Origin of the sequence: Sphingomonas sp. 66-10, assembly GCF_001897045.1 — a bacterium.
GTDB lineage: Bacteria > Pseudomonadota > Alphaproteobacteria > Sphingomonadales > Sphingomonadaceae > Sphingomonas > Sphingomonas lycopersici.
The window spans coordinates 97,417-114,929 of record NZ_MKRR01000115.1 but is presented as its reverse complement, the minus strand read 5'-3'; the positions used below and the strand labels follow the sequence as shown (position 1 = coordinate 114,929).

At 67.3% G+C, this 17,513-nt stretch carries 12 protein-coding genes and 1 pseudogene; 7 read left to right on the top strand and 6 right to left on the bottom strand.

The window, feature by feature from the left end:
- The first annotated feature begins 79 nt into the window (after window positions 1-79).
- Window positions 80-1,747 carry an acid phosphatase gene (gene acpA, locus BGN95_RS12515; RefSeq protein ID WP_286772794.1) on the top strand — a complete coding sequence of 556 codons (1,668 nt, stop codon included), beginning with the start codon at window positions 80-82 and terminating at the stop codon, window positions 1,745-1,747.
- Between the two features lie 295 nt (window positions 1,748-2,042).
- Here acpA and cobO read toward each other — a convergent pair whose 3' ends face one another.
- Together cobO and BGN95_RS12505 are read right to left on the bottom strand one after the other, a co-directional pair.
- Entirely contained in the window at window positions 2,043-2,648 is a 606-nt protein-coding gene (cobO, locus tag BGN95_RS12510) for a cob(I)yrinic acid a,c-diamide adenosyltransferase (RefSeq protein ID WP_265312449.1), read from the bottom strand.
- 238 nt (window positions 2,649-2,886) lie between these two features.
- Window positions 2,887-4,686, bottom strand: a complete 1,800-nt coding sequence (locus tag BGN95_RS12505; protein WP_265312450.1) for an ABC transporter ATP-binding protein — start codon at window positions 4,684-4,686, stop codon at window positions 2,887-2,889.
- Window positions 4,687-5,139: 453 nt separating this feature from the next.
- Here BGN95_RS12505 and BGN95_RS12500 point away from each other — a divergent pair, with 453 nt between their 5' ends.
- The 6 genes from BGN95_RS12500 (at window position 5,140) to BGN95_RS12475 (ending at window position 12,690) form a co-directional block, all read left to right on the top strand.
- On the top strand, window positions 5,140-7,692 hold the full coding sequence (locus BGN95_RS12500) for a TonB-dependent receptor (protein WP_286772793.1): 2,553 nt from the start codon (window positions 5,140-5,142) through the stop codon (window positions 7,690-7,692).
- Window positions 7,693-7,776: 84 nt separating this feature from the next.
- Window positions 7,777-8,955, top strand: coding sequence for an iron-containing alcohol dehydrogenase (locus BGN95_RS12495; RefSeq protein WP_265312452.1), 1,179 nt, complete (start codon window positions 7,777-7,779; stop codon window positions 8,953-8,955).
- Between the two features lie 48 nt (window positions 8,956-9,003).
- Window positions 9,004-10,092, top strand: coding sequence for a prolyl aminopeptidase (gene pip / locus BGN95_RS12490; protein ID WP_286772792.1), 1,089 nt, complete (start codon window positions 9,004-9,006; stop codon window positions 10,090-10,092).
- Between the two features lie 147 nt (window positions 10,093-10,239).
- Entirely contained in the window at window positions 10,240-10,578 is a 339-nt protein-coding gene (locus tag BGN95_RS12485) for a helix-turn-helix transcriptional regulator (RefSeq protein ID WP_286772791.1), read from the top strand.
- Window positions 10,568-11,878 carry a type II toxin-antitoxin system HipA family toxin gene (locus tag BGN95_RS12480; RefSeq protein ID WP_286772790.1) on the top strand — a complete coding sequence of 437 codons (1,311 nt, stop codon included), beginning with the start codon at window positions 10,568-10,570 and terminating at the stop codon, window positions 11,876-11,878. Before BGN95_RS12485 ends, BGN95_RS12480 begins: the two co-directional genes overlap by 11 nt.
- A 224-nt stretch (window positions 11,879-12,102) precedes the next feature.
- A complete protein-coding gene (locus tag BGN95_RS12475; RefSeq protein WP_286772789.1) occupies window positions 12,103-12,690 on the top strand; it encodes a hypothetical protein in 588 nt (195 codons plus the stop codon).
- Between the two features lie 54 nt (window positions 12,691-12,744).
- Here the strand turns inward: BGN95_RS12475 and BGN95_RS12470 are convergent, their stop codons facing one another.
- The 4 genes and pseudogenes from BGN95_RS12470 to BGN95_RS12455 all read right to left on the bottom strand — a co-directional run.
- The gene (locus BGN95_RS12470; RefSeq protein ID WP_286772788.1) at window positions 12,745-13,503 is read right to left on the bottom strand and encodes an SDR family oxidoreductase; all 759 of its coding nucleotides are present in this window, start codon (window positions 13,501-13,503) and stop codon (window positions 12,745-12,747) included.
- 34 nt (window positions 13,504-13,537) lie between these two features.
- Window positions 13,538-15,331 (bottom strand): amidohydrolase family protein, encoded by a 1,794-nt coding sequence (locus BGN95_RS12465; RefSeq protein ID WP_286772787.1) that lies wholly within the window; start codon window positions 15,329-15,331, stop codon window positions 13,538-13,540.
- A complete protein-coding gene (locus tag BGN95_RS12460) occupies window positions 15,328-17,001 on the bottom strand; it encodes a zinc-dependent metalloprotease (protein WP_353744704.1) in 1,674 nt (557 codons plus the stop codon). Before BGN95_RS12460 ends, BGN95_RS12465 begins: the two co-directional genes overlap by 4 nt.
- Window positions 16,990-17,472, bottom strand: a pseudogene (locus BGN95_RS12455) (DUF5117 domain-containing protein); the annotation flags it as partial. The gene BGN95_RS12460 and the pseudogene BGN95_RS12455, both read right to left, overlap by 12 nt.
- Window positions 17,473-17,513: the final 41 nt, after the last annotated feature.

Here is a 17,513-nt window from a genome sequence, read left to right as displayed (position 1 = left end):
CTAGCCGATCGGCGCCGCCACGTCGAAGCCGATTGTTGCGGGATTGTCACCGGTCGCGTGCGGCGGCTACGAACGCCGCATGACCGACAGCACCGCCAAGCCGCCCCGCCCCGGCCGCCCCGAGAGCCCGCAACGCCGCCTGCTTCTCGAAGGCATCGCCACCGCGATCGGCGCGGCGGCGGTGGGGCTGCCGGCGGAGGCGGCGACCAAGCCGGCCGCGCGGCCCGCTGGCGGGGCGAGCGACGCGGCGCTGCGCGCACATATCGATACAATCGTCGTGATCTACGCCGAGAACCGCAGCTTCAACAATCTGTTCGCCGATTTCCCCGGGCTCCAGAACCCGCTGTCGAAGGTGCCCGCCGACCGCACGCTCCAGCGCGACCGAGACGGCAAGGTCCTGGAGAAGTTGCCCAAGATCTGGGAGGGGCTGGTCCCCAACAAACAGGTGGTCGAGCATCGCGACTATCAGATCGGCCCCGACGATCTGCCCGCGCTGCCCAATGCGCCCTTCGCGCTGTCGACCCCGGAGGGCGATCCGCTACCGCACGGCGTCGTCACGCGCGATCTGGTCCACGCCTTTTACAACAACCAGCTGCAGATCAACGGCGGGCGCAACGACGGCTTCGTCGCCTGGGGCGACAGCGGCGCGCTGGTGATGGGCCATTATGGTGACGGCTCGTCCAACCTGCGGCTGTGGCAGATCGCGCGCGAGTTCACGCTGTGCGACAATTTCTTCATGGGGGCATTCGGCGGCTCCTATCTCAACCACCAATATCTCATTGCGGCGCGCCCGCCTTTCTATCCCGATGCCGACAAGAGCCCGGCGAAGGGCCGGATCGCGATCACCGAGGACGGCGATCCCAGGAGCATCCGCATCAAGCAGACCGCCAATTCGCCCAAGAGCGCGATGGACGGCCCGGTGCAGCTCGTGCCCAATTCGATCACCCCCGATTTCTGGGCGGTCAACACGCTGATGCCGCCTTATGCGCCGACCTATGATCTCGATCCCGCGCGGCCCGGCTATGCCAATTGGCAGAGCGCGCACACGCTCGTCCCGCAGAGCCACAAGACGATCGGCGACATGCTGAGCGCGAAGACTGTCGACTGGGCGTGGTATGGCGGCGGCTGGGCGGCGGCGCTTGCCGGGCACGGCACCGACGGCGCTTTCCCGACGCGGCCCAATTTCCAGCCGCATCACCAGCCGTTCAACTATTTCACCCAATTCGCCCCCGGCACCGCGGCGCGCGACCGGCATCTGCGCGACGGCGGCACCGGCGAGACCGCGCGGACCAACAAGTTCCTCGCCGATGCCGCGGCGGGCAAGCTGCCCCCGGTCACCTTCTACAAACCGCAGGGCAACCTCAACATGCACGCCGGCTATTCGGACGTCGATGCCGGGGACCGCCATATCGCCGGGGTGATCGACGCGCTGCGCAAGAGCCCGCAATGGGCGAAGATGCTGATCGTCGTCACCTTCGACGAAAATGGCGGCTGGTGGGATCATGTCGCGCCGCCCAAGGGCGACCGCTGGGGGCCGGGCACCCGCATCCCCGCGCTGGTGATCTCGCCGCACGCGCGGCGCGGCGAGGTCGATCATACGATCTACGATACCGGATCGATCGCGCGCTTCATCACGCGGCGCTGGGGGCTGGAGAAGCTGCCGGGGCTGGTCGAACGCGAGCGCGCGATGATCGCGGCGGGCGGCCCGCCGCCGGGCGATCTGACGCAGGCGCTGCGACTGGGGTAGTTGCTGCGCAGCGCGGGCGGGGGTAGAATCCGAATTTCTTCATCGTCACGCCGGGCTCGATCCGGCATCCAGAGCCACAAGGACACCGCCTGAGACTCTGGGTGCCGGGTTGAGCCCGGCGTGACGATGAAAGGTGAAGCCGAGCGGCGGGACGTCGGTCACGTCGAGCCGCCGCTGTGCTCCCGCGGAGGCGGGGACACAATATGGGTGCGCCCACCCCGGCGAACGCCGGGGTCCAGGATCAGGCCGGTCGTAACTTTACCCCGGCCTTCGCCGGGGTGGATCCCGCGACGCGCTAGAATTCGATCCCGGCCTGCGCCTTCACCCCGGATCGGAACGGGTGTTTCACCTGCGTCATCTCGGTCACCAGATCGGCCGCCTCGATCAGCGCCGCGGGGGCATTGCGGCCGGTGACGACGACATGCTTCATCGCCGGCCGCGCGGTGAGCACCGCCAGCACCTCGTCGAGCGGCAGATAATCGTAGCGCAGCACGATGTTGAGCTCGTCGGCGACCACCATGTCATAGGCCGGGTCGGCGATCATCCGCTTCACCTCGTCCCACGCGACGCGCGCGGTCGCGATATCGCGTGCGCGGTCCTGCGTATCCCAGGTGAAGCCCTCGCCCATCGGCTTGAACTCGGCATGCGCGGGAAAAGCGTCGAACACCGCTTTCTCGCCGGTGGTCATCGCGCCCTTGACGAACTGGATCACCCCCACCTTCATGCCGTGGCCGATCGCGCGCACCGCCATCCCCAATGCGGCGGTGGTCTTGCCCTTGCCGGCGCCGGTGTGGACGATCAGCAGCCCCTTCTCGATCGTCTTGGCCGCGACGATCCTGGCCTGTGCCGCCTGTCGCTTCTTCATCTTTTCGGCGTGCTGCGCCTCGGTCCGTTCGGCCATCGTCTTGCTCCTTGCGGGATTTTCGCGTCCCAAGAGAGGTTTGTCGCCCGAGGGAGAAGGTCTGGCTCCCGACCCCGCTTCGCAGTGTCGGTTACAGTGGCGCGACCGCGCCGGGCTTTCACCGGCTTCTTCTTCCTCTGTGCAGGCGCGACCTAGAAGCCGCAGCGCCGCGGCGTCAACGTCTCTCGCCGGCGCGAAGATCGGGCGCCGAAATGCGGCGCGCGATCCCCCGAACCCTTCAGGCGTCGGTCAGCTCGGGCGCGTCGTCGACGATGTTGCCCGATTGCCGATCGAACAGCCGGCGATACTGCCCCCCCGCATCGGCAAGCAGCGCATCGTGATCGCCGTCCTCGATGATCCGCCCCTGATCGAACACCAGGATGCGGTCGAGCGTGCGCACCGTGGAGAGCCGGTGCGCGATGACGATCGCGGTGCGGCCCTTCATCAGCCGGTCCATCGCCTGCTGGATCAGCGCCTCGCTCTCCGAATCGAGGCTGGAGGTCGCCTCGTCGAGGATGAGGATCGGCGCATCCGCCAGGAAGGCGCGAGCCAGCGCCACGCGCTGACGCTCGCCGCCAGACAGCTTGACCCCGCGCTCGCCGACCAACGTGCTGTAGCCACGCGGCAGCTTGACGATGAAGTCATGCGCATTGGCGAGCCGTGCCGCCGCCTCGATCTCGCGCTGCGTCGCCTCCGGGCGGGCGTAGGCGATATTGTCGGCGAGGCTGCGGTGGAACAGGATCGGTTCCTGCTGTACGATCGCGATCTGCCGACGCAGCGATTGCTGGGTCGCGTGCGACACATCCTGGCCGTCGATCGTCACCCGGCCCGCGCTGACGTCGTAGAGCCGCTGGACGAGCTTGACGAAGGTCGTCTTGCCCGATCCCGAATGTCCGACGAGGCCGACGCGCTCGCCGCCGCGGATCACGAGATCGAGGTGCTCGTAGAGCGGCGTCTCATGCCCGCCATAGCGGAAGGTGACATCCTCAAAGCGCACCTCGCCCGCGTCGATGCGGATCGGCACCGCGTCGCTGCGATCCTCGATCCCGAGCGGCTGATCGTGCAGGTCGACCAGCTCCTCCATCTCGTTCACCGAGCGTTGCAGGTGATGGATGTGGAAGCCGATGTCGGACAGATAGCCGTGGACCACGAAATAGCTGGCGAGCACATAAGTGACATCGCCCGGCGTCGCCGCCCCGCGCCACCACAGCCACAAGGCCGCGCCGGTGATTGCGCTGCGAATGCCCCATAATACGAGGAGCTGCCCGCTGCCCGACCAGGTGTAGCGCATCCAGGTGCGCCGCGTCCGCTTCGCCCATTTGGTGAGCAGCCGGTCGACCCGACCCTCTTCGCGATCCTCGGCGCCGAACGCCTTGACCACCGCGTTGGAGCCGATCGCGTCGGACAAGAGCCCGCCCAATTTGGTGTCCCACGCGTTGGACAGCGTCGAGGCCGGCGCCGCCCAGCGCGTCGCGAGCACGACGGTCATCGCGATATAGGCAAGCGCGCCCACCCCCATCACCACGCCGAGGATCGGCCAGTGCCAGCCGAGCAGCAGCATCGTCCCGACGAGCACGACGGTCGACGGCAGCAACTGGAGCAGCAGCACGTCGTTGAGCGTATCGAACGCCCACATGCCGCGGGTGATCTTGCGCACGGTCGAGCCGGCGAAGCTGTTGGCGTGCCAGTCGGTCGAGAAGCGCTGGACGCGGTGGAAGGCGTCGTGGGTCACGTGGCGCATGATGCGCAACGTGAACGGCACGATCCCCGCCCAGGCGACGTGGCGCAGCGCGACCATCGCGAGGCCGAGCGACGCCATCGCCGCGAACAGCAGCAGCGCGCCCTCGCGCCGGTTGGCGGCGAGCGCGTCGATCAGCCGGCCGGCGAAAAGCGGCACGAAAATCTCGGTGACCGTCGCCGCGGTGATGAACAGCGCGATAAAGATCGCGCGGCCGCGTTGCGCGGCCCAGTGACGAAAGGTGAATGCAAGCACGCGGCGGATCGAATCCGCGCGGTCTTCGGCGCGTGTTAATGCCATGTCGTGAACCGGCGCTCAGGCGCCGTCTCCAATGCGATGAATGTCAGGATCGATCGGGCGAAAACCCGAATCGGGAGGCTTCAGAACCTAATGGCGGTAATGCCTAATGGCTCCGAACCCGCCGAGAGGGCGTGCTGTGGTCGACATGATCATCTACGCCCTCCTTTCTTCGCGCTGGAATGCGGTGGCCGTGTAACAATATTCGATGTGACTGGCAAGTGGCTGATTTTGCGGACACCGTTTATTACAATTGTGCGGCGGCATCGCGGCCAATACTGCTTCTCGTCGAACGAGCATTGCGTATCCGCCTCCCTTGTGTCCCCGCGAAGGCGGAAGCACATGAGAGCGACGATTGTCATCGGTCCGCAACCAAAGCGTCACGAAAATTGCACGGCCGGCGTCCACAGGCGCCTCGTTCTGCGTCGCAGCAACGACCACAAAAAAGGGACCGCCGTGATCCGATCCACGTCCAGCCTGTTCGCGCTCGCCAGCGCGCTTCTGTTCGCCAATGCGGCGTTCGCCCAGACCGCCGAGGCGCCGGTGGAAACGGCCGCGGCCGACGACAGTTCGACGATCGTCATCACCGCCAAATCGACCCGCTCGGCGACCGCGATCCCGCAGGTCGAAATCCAGAAGATCCTGCCCGGCGTCTCGCCGCTGAAGGCAGTCCAGACATTGCCCGGCGTGCTCTACATCACCGCCGATCCCTGGGGCTATAACGAGCAGAACGCGCAGATCTTCATCCACGGCTTCGCCGGCAACCAGCTCGGCTATACGATGGACGGGATCCCGCTCGGCGATCAGAGCTACGGCAATTACAACGGCCTCTCGCCGCAGCGCGCGGTGATCTCGGAAAATGTCGGCCGCGTCGTCGTGGCGACCGGGGCGGGCGATCTTGCCACCGCGTCGAACAGCAACCTCGGCGGCACGGTCGAAACCTTCTCGTCGAACCCGCTCCAGAAGATGGGCGTGCAGGCCGCGCAGACCGTCGGCAGCTACAGCACCTCGCGCACCTTCATCCGGCTCGACAGCGGCGCGTTCGGCGCGGACGGCAGCAATTCGGCCTATATCTCGGCGGCGCGCCAGCATGCCCGGGCGTGGGATTTCAACGGCAATCAAGGCGGTTATCAGGCGAACGCCAAGTTCGTCCACGACGGCAAGATCGGCAAGCTGACATTCTTCTTCGACTATAATGACATGACGCAGCCGAACGAGGATGCGACCGTCTTCTTCAAGCCGTCGGCGGGCGGCACGGCGACACCGACGCAGCTCTATACGCCCTATACCAAGCCATTCTTCTACCCCGATTTCGGTACCTATCGCACCGCCTATCTCAGCCCGCTCGGCAATTCGCCGGCGACCGAGGGAAGCAATTACCGCAATTATTATTCCGATGCGCAGCGGACCGATTATCTCGGCTACATCCGCTACGACGCGCATTTATCGGACCGCTTGACGCTGTCGACCACCGGCTATTATCACCACAATGACGGCGCCGGCGTCGTCGCCGGGCCGCTCGGCCAGTCGATCACCACCGCCCAGCCCTATCTCGATCCCAATTACGCCAGCCTGCCGACCAATTGCCGGTTCGGCGGCAACGCCAACGGCGTCCGCCCCGCTGCCTGCACCGCGCTCACCAATGCGCAGGCGGCAGCGGCCGGCGCGGCGCTGGTCGCGGCGACCGGCGGGTCGGGGCTGATCACCCGCACCACCGAATATCGCATCGATCGCGGCGGGGTGATCGCCGCGCTCAACGCCGAGATCGGCGACCACAAGATCGAACTCGGCGGCTGGTTCGAACATAACAGCACGACGCAATGGCGCCGCTGGTACGGCGTCGACGTCAACAATCCCGCGTCGAGCACGCCCTATATCCGCCCGCTCGATGCGGCCGCGCCGCTGTTCACCCAATATCAGGGCGAGGCGCGGATCAACCAGCTCCAGCTCCATATCCAGGATAGCTGGCAGGCGACCGACAAGTTGCTGGTCCAGGCCGGTTTCAAGACGAGCGCGCAATGGGCCAACGGCTGGTTCCCGGTCCAGCCCAAGGCGGGGTCGCTCTCGGGCCTTGCGGGCGGGTTGCCGCAGGGGCGGATCAACACCTTGCGCTGGTTCCTGCCGGCGTTCGGCGCGACCTATGACATCAACGGCCACGAGCAGGTCTATTTCAACGTCCAGAAGAATCTGCGCCAGTATCAGGCGTATCTGGCGGGCGGCGGCGGGCCGTGGTTCACCGGCAGCCAGGCGGCGTTTGACGCCTTCGCGCAACAGGGCAAGCCTGAGAGCAGCTGGACCTATGAGGGCGGCCTGCGCTCGCGCCGCAATTTCGGCAACGACATCGGGCTCGAGGCGCAGATCAATTACTATCACGTCGTGTTCAACAACCGGCTGCTGGCGATTTCGACCAACCCGGGCGGGATCGCGGGCAGCGGCATCACCGGCGGCACCTCGATCCTCGTCAACGTCGGCGACGTGAAGACCGACGGCGTCGACGCGGCCTTCACGCTGCGCTTCGGCCGCACCTTCTCGCTCTACAATGCGACTTCGTACAATCTCTCCAAATATCAAAGCGATTACACCTCGGCCGCGACCGGGATCGGCGCCGCGACCGGGTCGTGCATCGGCGGCTATCTCGTGACCAACGGCGTCGTCCCGACCTGCGGCAAGCAATTGCCCGGGACGCCCAAATGGATGAACAAGACCGTCGCGACGCTCTCCGGCGGCCCGTTCGAGCTGCAGGTGATCGGCGATTTCGTCGGCCGCCGCTTCGCGACGTTCACCAACGACGCCAGCGTGCCCTCCTATTTCCTGACCTCGCTGCGTCTCGCCGCCAAGGTGCCGGATAACGTCCTGCCGCTGCGCAAGGCGGAGATCGCGCTCAACGTCACCAACCTGACCGATAAGAAGGGCGTATCGAGCCTATCGATCGGGTCGGCGACCAACAGCTATTCGGCCTATCCGATCGCGCCGCGCCAGTGGTTCCTGACCCTGTCCGCCGCTTATTGATCGGACGCATGGTCGCGCCATTTGCGATCGGCGCTCACCGGGCTACATGCTCCCGCAACGTGAAAAGCACGCGCGGGAGGAAGGATGACACCGATCGTCGCATTGCCGAGGATCCTGCGCATCGGCGCGGGATCGTCGGGCGAATTACCCGCCGTGCTCGGTTCGCTCGGCCTGTCGAGGCCGCTGATCGTCACCGACCGGTTCCTGTTCGATAACGGTTTCGTCGCGCCGCTCGTCGCGGGGCTGGCCGCTGCGGGGATCGCGGCGCGGGTCTTCGCCGATACCGTGCCGGAGCCGACCGCGGCGTCGATCGAGCTGGCGCGATCCTTTCTCGCGCAGGGCGATCACGATTGCGTCGTCGGGTTCGGCGGCGGCAGCCCGATCGACAGCGCCAAGGCGATCGCGGTCCTCGCGGTGCACGGCGGGGTCTCGCGCGATTATATGGTGCCGCATGTCCAGGACGCGCCGGGGCTGCCGATCGTCGCGATCCCGACCACCGCCGGGACCGGATCCGAGGCGACCCGTTTCACGATCATCACCGACGAGGCGAGCGACGAGAAGATGCTGTGCGCGGGGCTCGCCTATCTCCCGCTCGCCGCGCTGGTCGACCCCGATCTCACGCTCAGCATGCCCGCGCGGCTCACCGCGGACACCGGGATCGACGCGCTGACCCATGCGATCGAAGCCTATGTCTCGCGCCGCGCCAATCCTTTCTCGGATCTGTTCGCGGAAAAGGCGATGGCGCTGCTCGCGCCCAATCTGCGCCGCGTCTGCGCCGCCCCCGACGACCGCGCGGCGCGCGACGCGATGATGCGCGGCGCGACCTATGCCGGGATCGCTTTCTCCAACGCCAGCGTCGCGCTGGTCCACGGGATGAGCCGGCCGATCGGGGCGCATTTCCACGTCCCCCACGGGCTGTCGAACGCGATGCTTCTGCCGGCCGTCACCGCTTTCTCGGCGCCGCATGCGCTCGACCGCTACGCCGATTGCGCGCGCTTCATGCAGATCGCACCACCGGGCGAAGGCGATCAGGCGGCGGTCGCGCGGCTGATCGGGGAGCTGGAGGCGCTCAACCGTGACCTCGCCGTCCCGACCCCGGCCGCCTATGGGATCGATCGTGCGCGCTGGGATACGCTGCTGCCGCTGATGGCCGAACAGGCGCTTGCCTCAGGGTCCCCCGGCAACAATCCGGTCACCCCGTCGGCGGAAGAGATTCAGGGCATTTATCGCCAAATCTGGGTAGGACGCGCGATAGAAGCATGACGTCGGCCGGCCGGACCGGCGCCCCTCGGAACAGCAAGGACAGCGGACATGGATTTCTCGGCGCTCCAGCGCACCAGCAAGATCGACAACGAATGGCGCTATCCCGCCGCCGAGGCGCGCCGCACCGGGCTGCTGCAGGTCGATCGCGATCCCGATCACAAGCTCTACTGGGAAGAATATGGCAATCCGGCCGGCGAGCCGGTGATGTTCCTCCACGGCGGCCCCGGCGGCGCCTGCGCCCCCGTCATGGCGCGCTTCTTCGATCCCGCGCGCTATCGCGTCATCCTGTTCGACCAGCGCGGCTGCGGCAAGAGCGAGCCCACCGTCGCCTCGGCCGGCCCCGCGGTGGCGCTGACCAACAACACCACCGCGCATCTCGTCGAGGATATCAACCGGCTGCGCGACGCGCTCGGCATCACCGGCAAGATGCACGTCTTCGGCGGCAGCTGGGGCAGCACGCTGGCGATGGCCTATGCGATCGCGTATCCGCAGCATTGCGCCACGCTGATCCTGCGCGGGATCTTCCTCGGCGCGCCGGAAGACCTCCACTTCATGTATCAGGGCAATGCCGCGACCTTTGCCGAGGACCCGTTCGGGCTCACCGCACCGGGCGCCTATGTCAGCTACCCCGAGGCATGGGCGGCGTTCCTCGCCCCGATCGCGCCGGCCGACCGCGGCGACGTGATGAAGGCCTATAAGGCGATCTTCGACATGGCGCCGAAAAATGACGACGAGCGCCGGCACCAGCTCGCCGCGGCGCTCGCCTGGTCGGTGTGGGAAGGCACGATCTCCAACGCGATCCCCGATACCGAAGACGAGGGCAAGTTCGGCGAGGAGACCTTCGCCCTGTGCTTCGCGCAGATCGAGGCGCATTTCTTCGCCAACGCCTTGTTCCTGCCCCCCGATCACATCATCCGCCATGCCGCGACGCTGGCGACGATCCCGACGCATATCGTTCACGGACGCTTCGATCTGGTCTGCCCGCTGACCCAGGCATCGCGGCTGGTCGCCGCGCTGCGCGACGCGGGAGCGGCGCCGGCGAGCTATGTCGTCACCAACGCCGGACATAGCGCGATGGAACGCGAAAATGCGCTGGCGCTGACCGCGATCATGGACGGCCTGCCGCCGCTGCGATAAAACCGTTCGCGCTTGGAGCTGTATGTATCCAGCGTTAAGCGCCATAATGCTGGATACATACAGCTTCTCGTTTGACAAACGCTGACGAAACGGCTAGCGCCGCTTGCATCGCGCATTAACGCGATTAACGATGGATGGGTCCCGCAAATGCCCGCGTCGAAGAAGCGAAGCTACGCCCGTTACACGATCGCCGCGGTTCAGCTGCTCGGCGCGCTGGTCGAGGCCGAGCGCAAGTCGCGGCGGATCACCGCGAAAGAACTGGCGGACCGGCTCGGGGTCGATCGGGGAACGTTGCAGCGGCTCGAACGCGGCGATCCCAAGGTCGAAGTGGGGCTCGCGTTCGAAGTCTGTGCGCTGCTCAACATCCCGCTGTTCGAAGAGGATGCGCAGGGCGTCACGATGCGGCTCGACGAAACCAACAAGCGCCTCGCGCTGCTCCCCAGCCGCATCCGCCCACACCAGCTGAGCGTCAGCGATGACTTCTGAGCTCCCCGCGCCGCGCGAGGCCTTCGTCTGGACCTGGCTACCCGGCGCGACCACCCCGGTCGTCGCCGGGCGGCTGGTGCAGGACGGCGAACGTATCCAGTTCGTCTACGGCCGCTCCTATCGCGAGCGCGACAATGCGATCCCGCTTTACCTGCCCGAACTGCCGCTCGAACCCGGCCCGATCGCGCCGCCCGGCAATCTGTCGATGGCGAGCGCGATCCGCGACAGCGCGCCCGATGCCTGGGGCCGGCGGGTGATCCTCAACAAGACCTTCGGGGTGAAGGGCGAGGCGCTCGAAGGGCTCGAACTCGACGAACTCGTCTTCCTGCTCGAATCCGGATCGGACCGGATCGGCGCGCTCGATTTCCAGACCTCGGCGACCGATTATGTCCCGCGCGGCGGCGGGCATGCAAGCCTGGAGGAATTGCTCGCCTCCGCCGAGCGGGTCGAGAAGAATCTGCCGCTCACCTTCGAACTCGATCAGGCGCTGCATCACGGCAGCTCGATCGGCGGCGCCCGGCCGAAAGCGCTGATCGTCGACGGCAAGCGCAAATATGTCGCCAAATTCTCGAGCGGGAACGACACTTATGCGGTCGTGAAGGGCGAATATATCGCGATGCGGCTGGCCGAACTGGCGGGGCTTTCGGTCGCCCCGGTGCGGTTGGCGCATGCCGCGGGCAAAGACGTGCTGCTGGTAGAGCGCTTCGATCGCGTGCCGCTGGGCAATGCGTGGCGCCGCAAGGCAATGGTGTCGGCGCTCACCATGCTCGAGCTGGACGAGATGCAGGCGCGTTACGCAAGCTATCAGGATCTCGCCGAAATCATCCGTTTCCGCTTCATCGACCCCAATGCCACCTTGCGCGAATTGTTCGGGCGGCTGGTGCTCAATATCCTCGTCGGCAATGTCGACGATCATGCGCGCAATCACGCCGCCTTCTGGGACGGCACGCGGCTCAGCCTGACCCCGGCCTATGACATTTGCCCGCAGGCGCGCGCGGGCGAGGAGGCGAGCCAGGCGATGCTGATCATCGACCAGCAGCGATCGAGCCAGATCGCCACCTGCCTCGCCGCGGCGGGCGATTTCCATCTTTCGCAGGATCAGGCGATCGCGATCGTCGGGCACCAGCTCGAAACGATCGCCGCGCATTGGCATCCCTTGTGCGACGAGGCCGGTCTGGGGCCGGTCGACCGGTCGCTGTTCTGGGGCCGCCAGTTCCTCAACCCGTTCGCCTTTTACGGCCTCGACGGCGCGGCGGCGCACCTCGCCGAGCGCGCGACCCAGATCCGCGCCGCGGGATAGTCTGGAAAGAAGTCGGAAGCATCGCTCGATCGGAAGACGCAATCCAGCCTGGGTCCGTCAAGCTTTCGGACAGGGAACTTCTTCGTATTTCAAGTTGTTGTAACCAGCACCATCAACCCAGGGAGGGGTATGGGAGAAAATGTCATGGGAAAGGGCATTTTGCTGTGGCTGCTCGGCATCCCGCTGCCGATCATCCTGATCCTCTTGCTGGTCTGGCATTGATCATGACCGGCGAAATCTATGGCACGGTCGATCCCGTGCTCTATCCCAACGGCGCTTCGACACCCGCTGCGGGTGCGGCATTATCCTGGTCCGCGGTGACCGCCGGTACGATCGGCGCGATCGCGCTCAGCCTTACCTTGCTGATGCTGGGGTCGGCGTTCGGGCTGGCGACGGTGTCGCCGTGGCCCGGCGTCGGCGCCAAGCCCGAGACGTTTACGATCGGCGCGGGAATCTGGCTGGTCGTGACGCAATGGCTGTCCGCCGCGCTCGGCGGGTATCTCGCCGGGCGGCTGCGCGTGCGGTGGCACGGGCTCCACGGCGACGAGGTCTTCTTCCGCGATACCGCGCACGGCTTCGTCACCTGGGCGACCGCGACGGTGGTGGTGGCGGTCGTCGCGGTCGGCGCGACCGCGCTCACCAGCCTCGCACCGGCGCCGGCCGATGTTCCGACGAGCAAGGAAGCGATCGATGCGGCGCGCAAGGTCGCCGCTACCTTCGCCGCCTTCACCGGCCTGTCGCTCGTCATCGGCGCTTTCATCGCCAGCGTTGCCGGGGTGATCGGCGGTCGCCTGCGCGATATGCACCCTTAATGGGCCGTTGCCGCGGCGGCAGGAACCGGCCGCCGCGGTAGCGTGCATCGTCGTTCAGAACCCCGCGGCGCGCTTCATCAGGTCGCGCCGCTGCTCCCATTCGGTCGCGTCAAAGGCTTGCGCGGACCCGGCATCGGCCTCGGTCACGAACCAATGCACCTTGCTCCCCTCGACCGCGGCGAACACGGTTTCGGCGACCTGTGACGGCTTGACGTTGACCCCGACGATCTCGACCGACTTGGCCTGACGCTCGGCGGCGATGACCATCGGCGTCGCGACATAGCCGACCATCACGTCGCATACCCAGATGCCGTCGCGCTCCAGCTCGATATTGAGCCCCTCGGTCAGCCCCCGCACCGCGAACTTGCTCGCCGAATAGACCGCCTCCTCGGGCACGCCATAGACCGCCGACGCCGACGACATGGTCACGATCCGCGCATCGGGCGCGCGGCGCAGATAGGGCAAGGCGGCGTGGATGCCGTTGATCACCCCTTTCACATTGACGTCGACCAGCGCGTGCAATCGATCGAGCGGAGTATCGGCGAAATCGCGCATCTCGAGGATGCCGGCGCAATTGAACAGCACGCCCAGTGCATCCTGTCCGCAGAATTCGGCCAGCGCGGCAGCAAGCGCACCGGCATCGCGCACATCGGCGACGTGCGACGATGCGGCAACGCCGACCTCGGCCTCGACCGAAGCCAGCGCCGCGGCATCGCGATCGCAGAGCCCGAGGCGCCATCCGGCGCCGGCGAAGCGATGCGCGGTCTCGCGCCCGATCCCCGAGGCCGCGCCGGTGATGAAGATGCTCCGCATATCCGCTCCTCGCCCTGTTCGAGGGCGAGCATGCTCAATAGAAACGGATGTTGTCCACCTCGAACGTCATCGTCTGCCCCGGTCCGCGCGCGCCGCCGATTTCGACCTGGACGATATCGTCCCCGCTCCACGGCTTGTCGGCGCGGCCGCCCTCCTTCACCGGGGCGAAGGCACTGAACGGCACCTCGACCGCCGCCCAGCCCGCGACCCCGTTGACCGATGCCGCCCAGCTTCCCGCGAGGCCATTCAGCCGCACGACGAACGCACCGGGCCCCTTGAGATCGAACCGGACCCCTTTGTAGCGCCGCACATCGACCGGCTGGACCGAACCGCGCGTCAGCGGCACCGCAAAGCCGGCGTAAGCGCGATCCTTCACCGCCATTCGCGCGGCAAGCTGCAGCGCATGCCCGTCATCCCCGCGCGGAACGATCTGGGTGATCTCGACCGAGCGATCGATCCCGCCGTCGCCGGTTTCGAGCCGCAGCGTATCGAGCGCGCTGCGTCCGTCGGCGCGCTCGAAATCGTCAAGCAACGGCTCGATCTTGACCGGCGCCGGATATTTCGCCTGGTTCGCCGCAGGCAAGGCGGGCGCCCCGGAGCCGATCACCGGGCGGCCGTCGATCACCACCTGCGACACCTTGTAGATATCGCCGATCGTCTCCCACGGCTTGCCGTCGATCAGCACGAGATCGGCGCGCTTGCCGGGGGCGATCGTGCCGCGATCCGCGTCCTCGGCCATGATCCGCGCGCTCGTCGCGGTCACCGCGACCAGGGCCTGCGACGGGGTGAGCCCGGCGCGGACCAGCAATTCCAGCTCATGCTGGGTCGAGGTGCCGTGCGGGGTCGACGGCATCCCGGCATCGGTGCCGACCCCGATCGGCACGCCCGCGTCGAACAACGCCTTCACATTGTGCAGCGCGTGGCCGAATTTGGCGACGCTCTGGCGATAGCGCGGATCGTCGGGCTTGGCCCCCGCCCCGCCCTTGTCGGGATCATAGACCGCCAGCGTCGGGATCATCGCCATCTTCGACGCGGCGATCGCCTTGACCTCCTCGGCGGTCAGGTCGCGATCCTGCAAGCCGTGCGCGAGCGAATCCACCCCGCCGCGCGCCGCGACCAGCCCGCGATCGGCGGTGACGGTGTGGGTCAGCACCTTCCACCCCGCCTTGTGCGCGGCATCGGTCAGCGCGGAAAGCGTCCAGCCGTCCATGCTGGTATTGTCGGGCGCCACGCCGTAGCGCCAGCCGTCGGTGAACGCCTTGATCAGATCGGGCTGATAGGGCTTGAGCTTCTCGACCGCGGCGCGCGCGGCATTGGGGGTATTGATCCAGATCGTCGTCGCCTGATCGCCCCAATCGGCGCCGTGGCCGCCCGGGGTGCTGATCCGCGCGGCGAAATTGACGTGCGGCGTAACCAGCGACTTCAGCCACTCGCGGCGCGGGGCATAGCTTTCAGGCTGTTCGTGGAAATCGTTGACCGTGGTGACGCCCGATTTGACATAGGCCGTCGCGATCTGCGGCGTCGTGTTGGGCTCGCCCGCCGGGGTCCAGTGCGTGTGGAGATCGAACAGCCCGGGGATCAGCGCCTTGCCGCGCGCGTCGATCACCTTGGCGCCGCGCGGCGCCTTGCCGTCCGGCGTCACCTCGACGATCCGGCCGTCGCGGATCACCACCGTCGCGACCCGCGGCGCGGCGCCGGTGCCGTCGAACACGGTCGCGCCGACGATCGCCAGCGTGCCGTCATCGGCGGCGGCAAGCGGCGCGGCACCCAACATGCTCCCCGCGAGAAGCAGGCCGGCGGCGAGGCGGGGGAGGAGCGAGAGCGTCATTGGTGCAGCGTCCTTGTCGGCACGGGTCCGGTCAGCCAATCGTCTTCGCCGATCGGCGCCCCGGGCGGGATTTCGGGCGGGGTCGCAACGGGCTCGGCCAGCGCGCGCAGCTGCGCCTGCGGGCCGGTGAGCATCGCGGCGAGATAGGCGCAAACATCGGTCTCGGTCGCATCGCCCCCGCAACTACGCAGCCGCTCGCCGAAGCGCATCGCCGCGCCGCGCACTACGCCGAGCGCGGTGGCGGAGAGATGCTTGTCCTGCATCACCGTCGCCAGCCGCACCGCATAACGCGCGCGGATCCGACGCCGCAGCTCCGCCTCGCGGCCGCGCGCCGCCGGGGCGAGCGCGGCGGAAAGCTTGTCGAGCATCTCGGCGAGCGACAATTGCCCGCTATCGACCCGCGCCTGCTCGACCAGCCGATTGAGCCGTTCGGGCGCGAGCAGCGCCTCGAGCGTCTGGTCCGCCGCGGTTTCGGCCGCGCTGGGAAGGTCGAACGGCGCGGCGGTGTTCGAGGGGAACAGCTCGATCTCATATTGCGGATCGGGGGTTCCCGATTGCACCGAGGAGAGCTGCGCGAGCAACCGATCGGGTAGGTCGAGCAGCGCCGGATCGAGCGTACCGATCAGCGCGCTCAGCGCCGCGCGCTGCTTCGGCGCCGGGACGACCGACGCACGATCATGCCCGTCCCCCGCGACGGCATAGCGATAATCGACCCCCGCGATCAGCTTCGACACCGCGGTCACCTGATAGCGGTGATAGAGATAGATCGGCACGATCATCCGCCGAAGATCGGCGGCGGGCGATCCCTTGGGCAGATTTTCCGGGCCGAGCCGCGCCAGCGCGATGCGACGCACCGCGAGGACATTGGCGAGCTCGGCCACCGCGTCGTCGCCATTGTCCCACATATTGCCATAAGGTTGCGCGTCGCCCACCCCGCGCGTGTCGCCGTCGCTGACATAGCGATAGCCGTCGTCCGCCGCCTTGCGCGCGAGCGCGTCGAGCCACGCCGCCTCGTTCGCGCCTTTCGGCGCGGCGCCGTACAGCCAGTTGATCGCGAACTTGTCCCACGCGCCGACGCCGGTGGCATAAGCATTCGAGAAATCGAGCTTCTCGCCGTTCACCCGGATCAGCGGCGCGGGATAATCCATCACCGAGGCGCGCCCGGCATAGGTGCTCCCCGCGAAATTATGCGCAAGGCCGAGCGCATGCCCTACCTCATGCACCGCGAGCTGGCGCAGCCGCGCGCGGACCAGCTCGAGCGGATCGTCCGCCGCGCCGCTGCCCTCATGCGCCGCGCCGATCAGCCCGTCGAAGATCAGCCGGTCCTGCCACGCGCGCAGTGATCCGAGCTGCACCACCCCGCGCACGATCTCCCCGGTGCGCGGGTCGACCACCGTCGTGCCCGTCGACCAGCCGCGCGTCGCGCGGTGGACCCAGGCGATGATATTGTAGCGCGCATCCATCGGATTGGCGTCTTCGGGCAGAGTCTCGACGCGGAAGGCGTCGATATAGCCCGCCGCGTCGAACGCCTGCGCCCACCAGCGCGCGCCCTCGATCAACGCGGTGCGAATCGCCTCGGGCGCGGCACGGTCGACATAGAAAACGATCGGCTTGACGACGCGGCTGCGCGCCGCATCGGCGTCGGTCTTTTCGAGCCGGAAGCGCCGCACCAGCCGGCTGACAATCGGCTGATCGAGCGATGCGGCATAATCGTTGCGGATCACCTGCGCCGAGGTGCCGGTGCGCGGATCGAAGCCACGTGGGTGGAAATCGGCGTCGGGCAGCCGCACGAAGCTGTGGTGGATCGCCAGCGTCACCGCATGCGCATCGGGGACGATCCGCCCGAGCGCGCCGCCGGGATCGTCGCTCTGGAAGGTCAGCACCGCCTCGAATTCGGCATTGTCGGGGAAGGCAAGGCTTTGCCTGGGATCGACATAGCTCAGCGCCGGGGCGAGCTTATACGCCCCCGCCTTGCCGCGCTTGAGCCGCGCGGCAATGTCGACCGCATCGCGCAGCAGGAAGCCCGAGATATCGACCGAGACGCCGCCGTCGGGCAAGTCGGTCGCCTCCCCCGCCCAGACCACCGACGGCGCGAAGGACGCCGCTACCGCGCGTTCCTCCCCGGCATCGCCGGAGAGCGCGCGGAAGCGATTATTCTCGAATTAGGCGAGCACGCGCTTGC

Coding starts and splice junctions, on each gene's coding strand:
- BGN95_RS12465 (WP_286772787.1), bottom strand. CDS start 15,331: ATGACGCTCTCGCTCCTCCCCCGCCTCGCCGCCGGCCTGCTTCTCGCG.
- BGN95_RS12475 (WP_286772789.1), top strand. CDS start 12,103: ATGACCGGCGAAATCTATGGCACGGTCGATCCCGTGCTCTATCCCAAC.
- acpA (WP_286772794.1), top strand. CDS start 80: ATGACCGACAGCACCGCCAAGCCGCCCCGCCCCGGCCGCCCCGAGAGC.
- BGN95_RS12505 (WP_265312450.1), bottom strand. CDS start 4,686: ATGGCATTAACACGCGCCGAAGACCGCGCGGATTCGATCCGCCGCGTG.
- BGN95_RS12480 (WP_286772790.1), top strand. CDS start 10,568: ATGACTTCTGAGCTCCCCGCGCCGCGCGAGGCCTTCGTCTGGACCTGG.
- cobO (WP_265312449.1), bottom strand. CDS start 2,648: ATGGCCGAACGGACCGAGGCGCAGCACGCCGAAAAGATGAAGAAGCGA.
- BGN95_RS12485 (WP_286772791.1), top strand. CDS start 10,240: ATGCCCGCGTCGAAGAAGCGAAGCTACGCCCGTTACACGATCGCCGCG.
- BGN95_RS12470 (WP_286772788.1), bottom strand. CDS start 13,503: ATGCGGAGCATCTTCATCACCGGCGCGGCCTCGGGGATCGGGCGCGAG.
- BGN95_RS12495 (WP_265312452.1), top strand. CDS start 7,777: ATGACACCGATCGTCGCATTGCCGAGGATCCTGCGCATCGGCGCGGGA.
- pip (WP_286772792.1), top strand. CDS start 9,004: ATGGATTTCTCGGCGCTCCAGCGCACCAGCAAGATCGACAACGAATGG.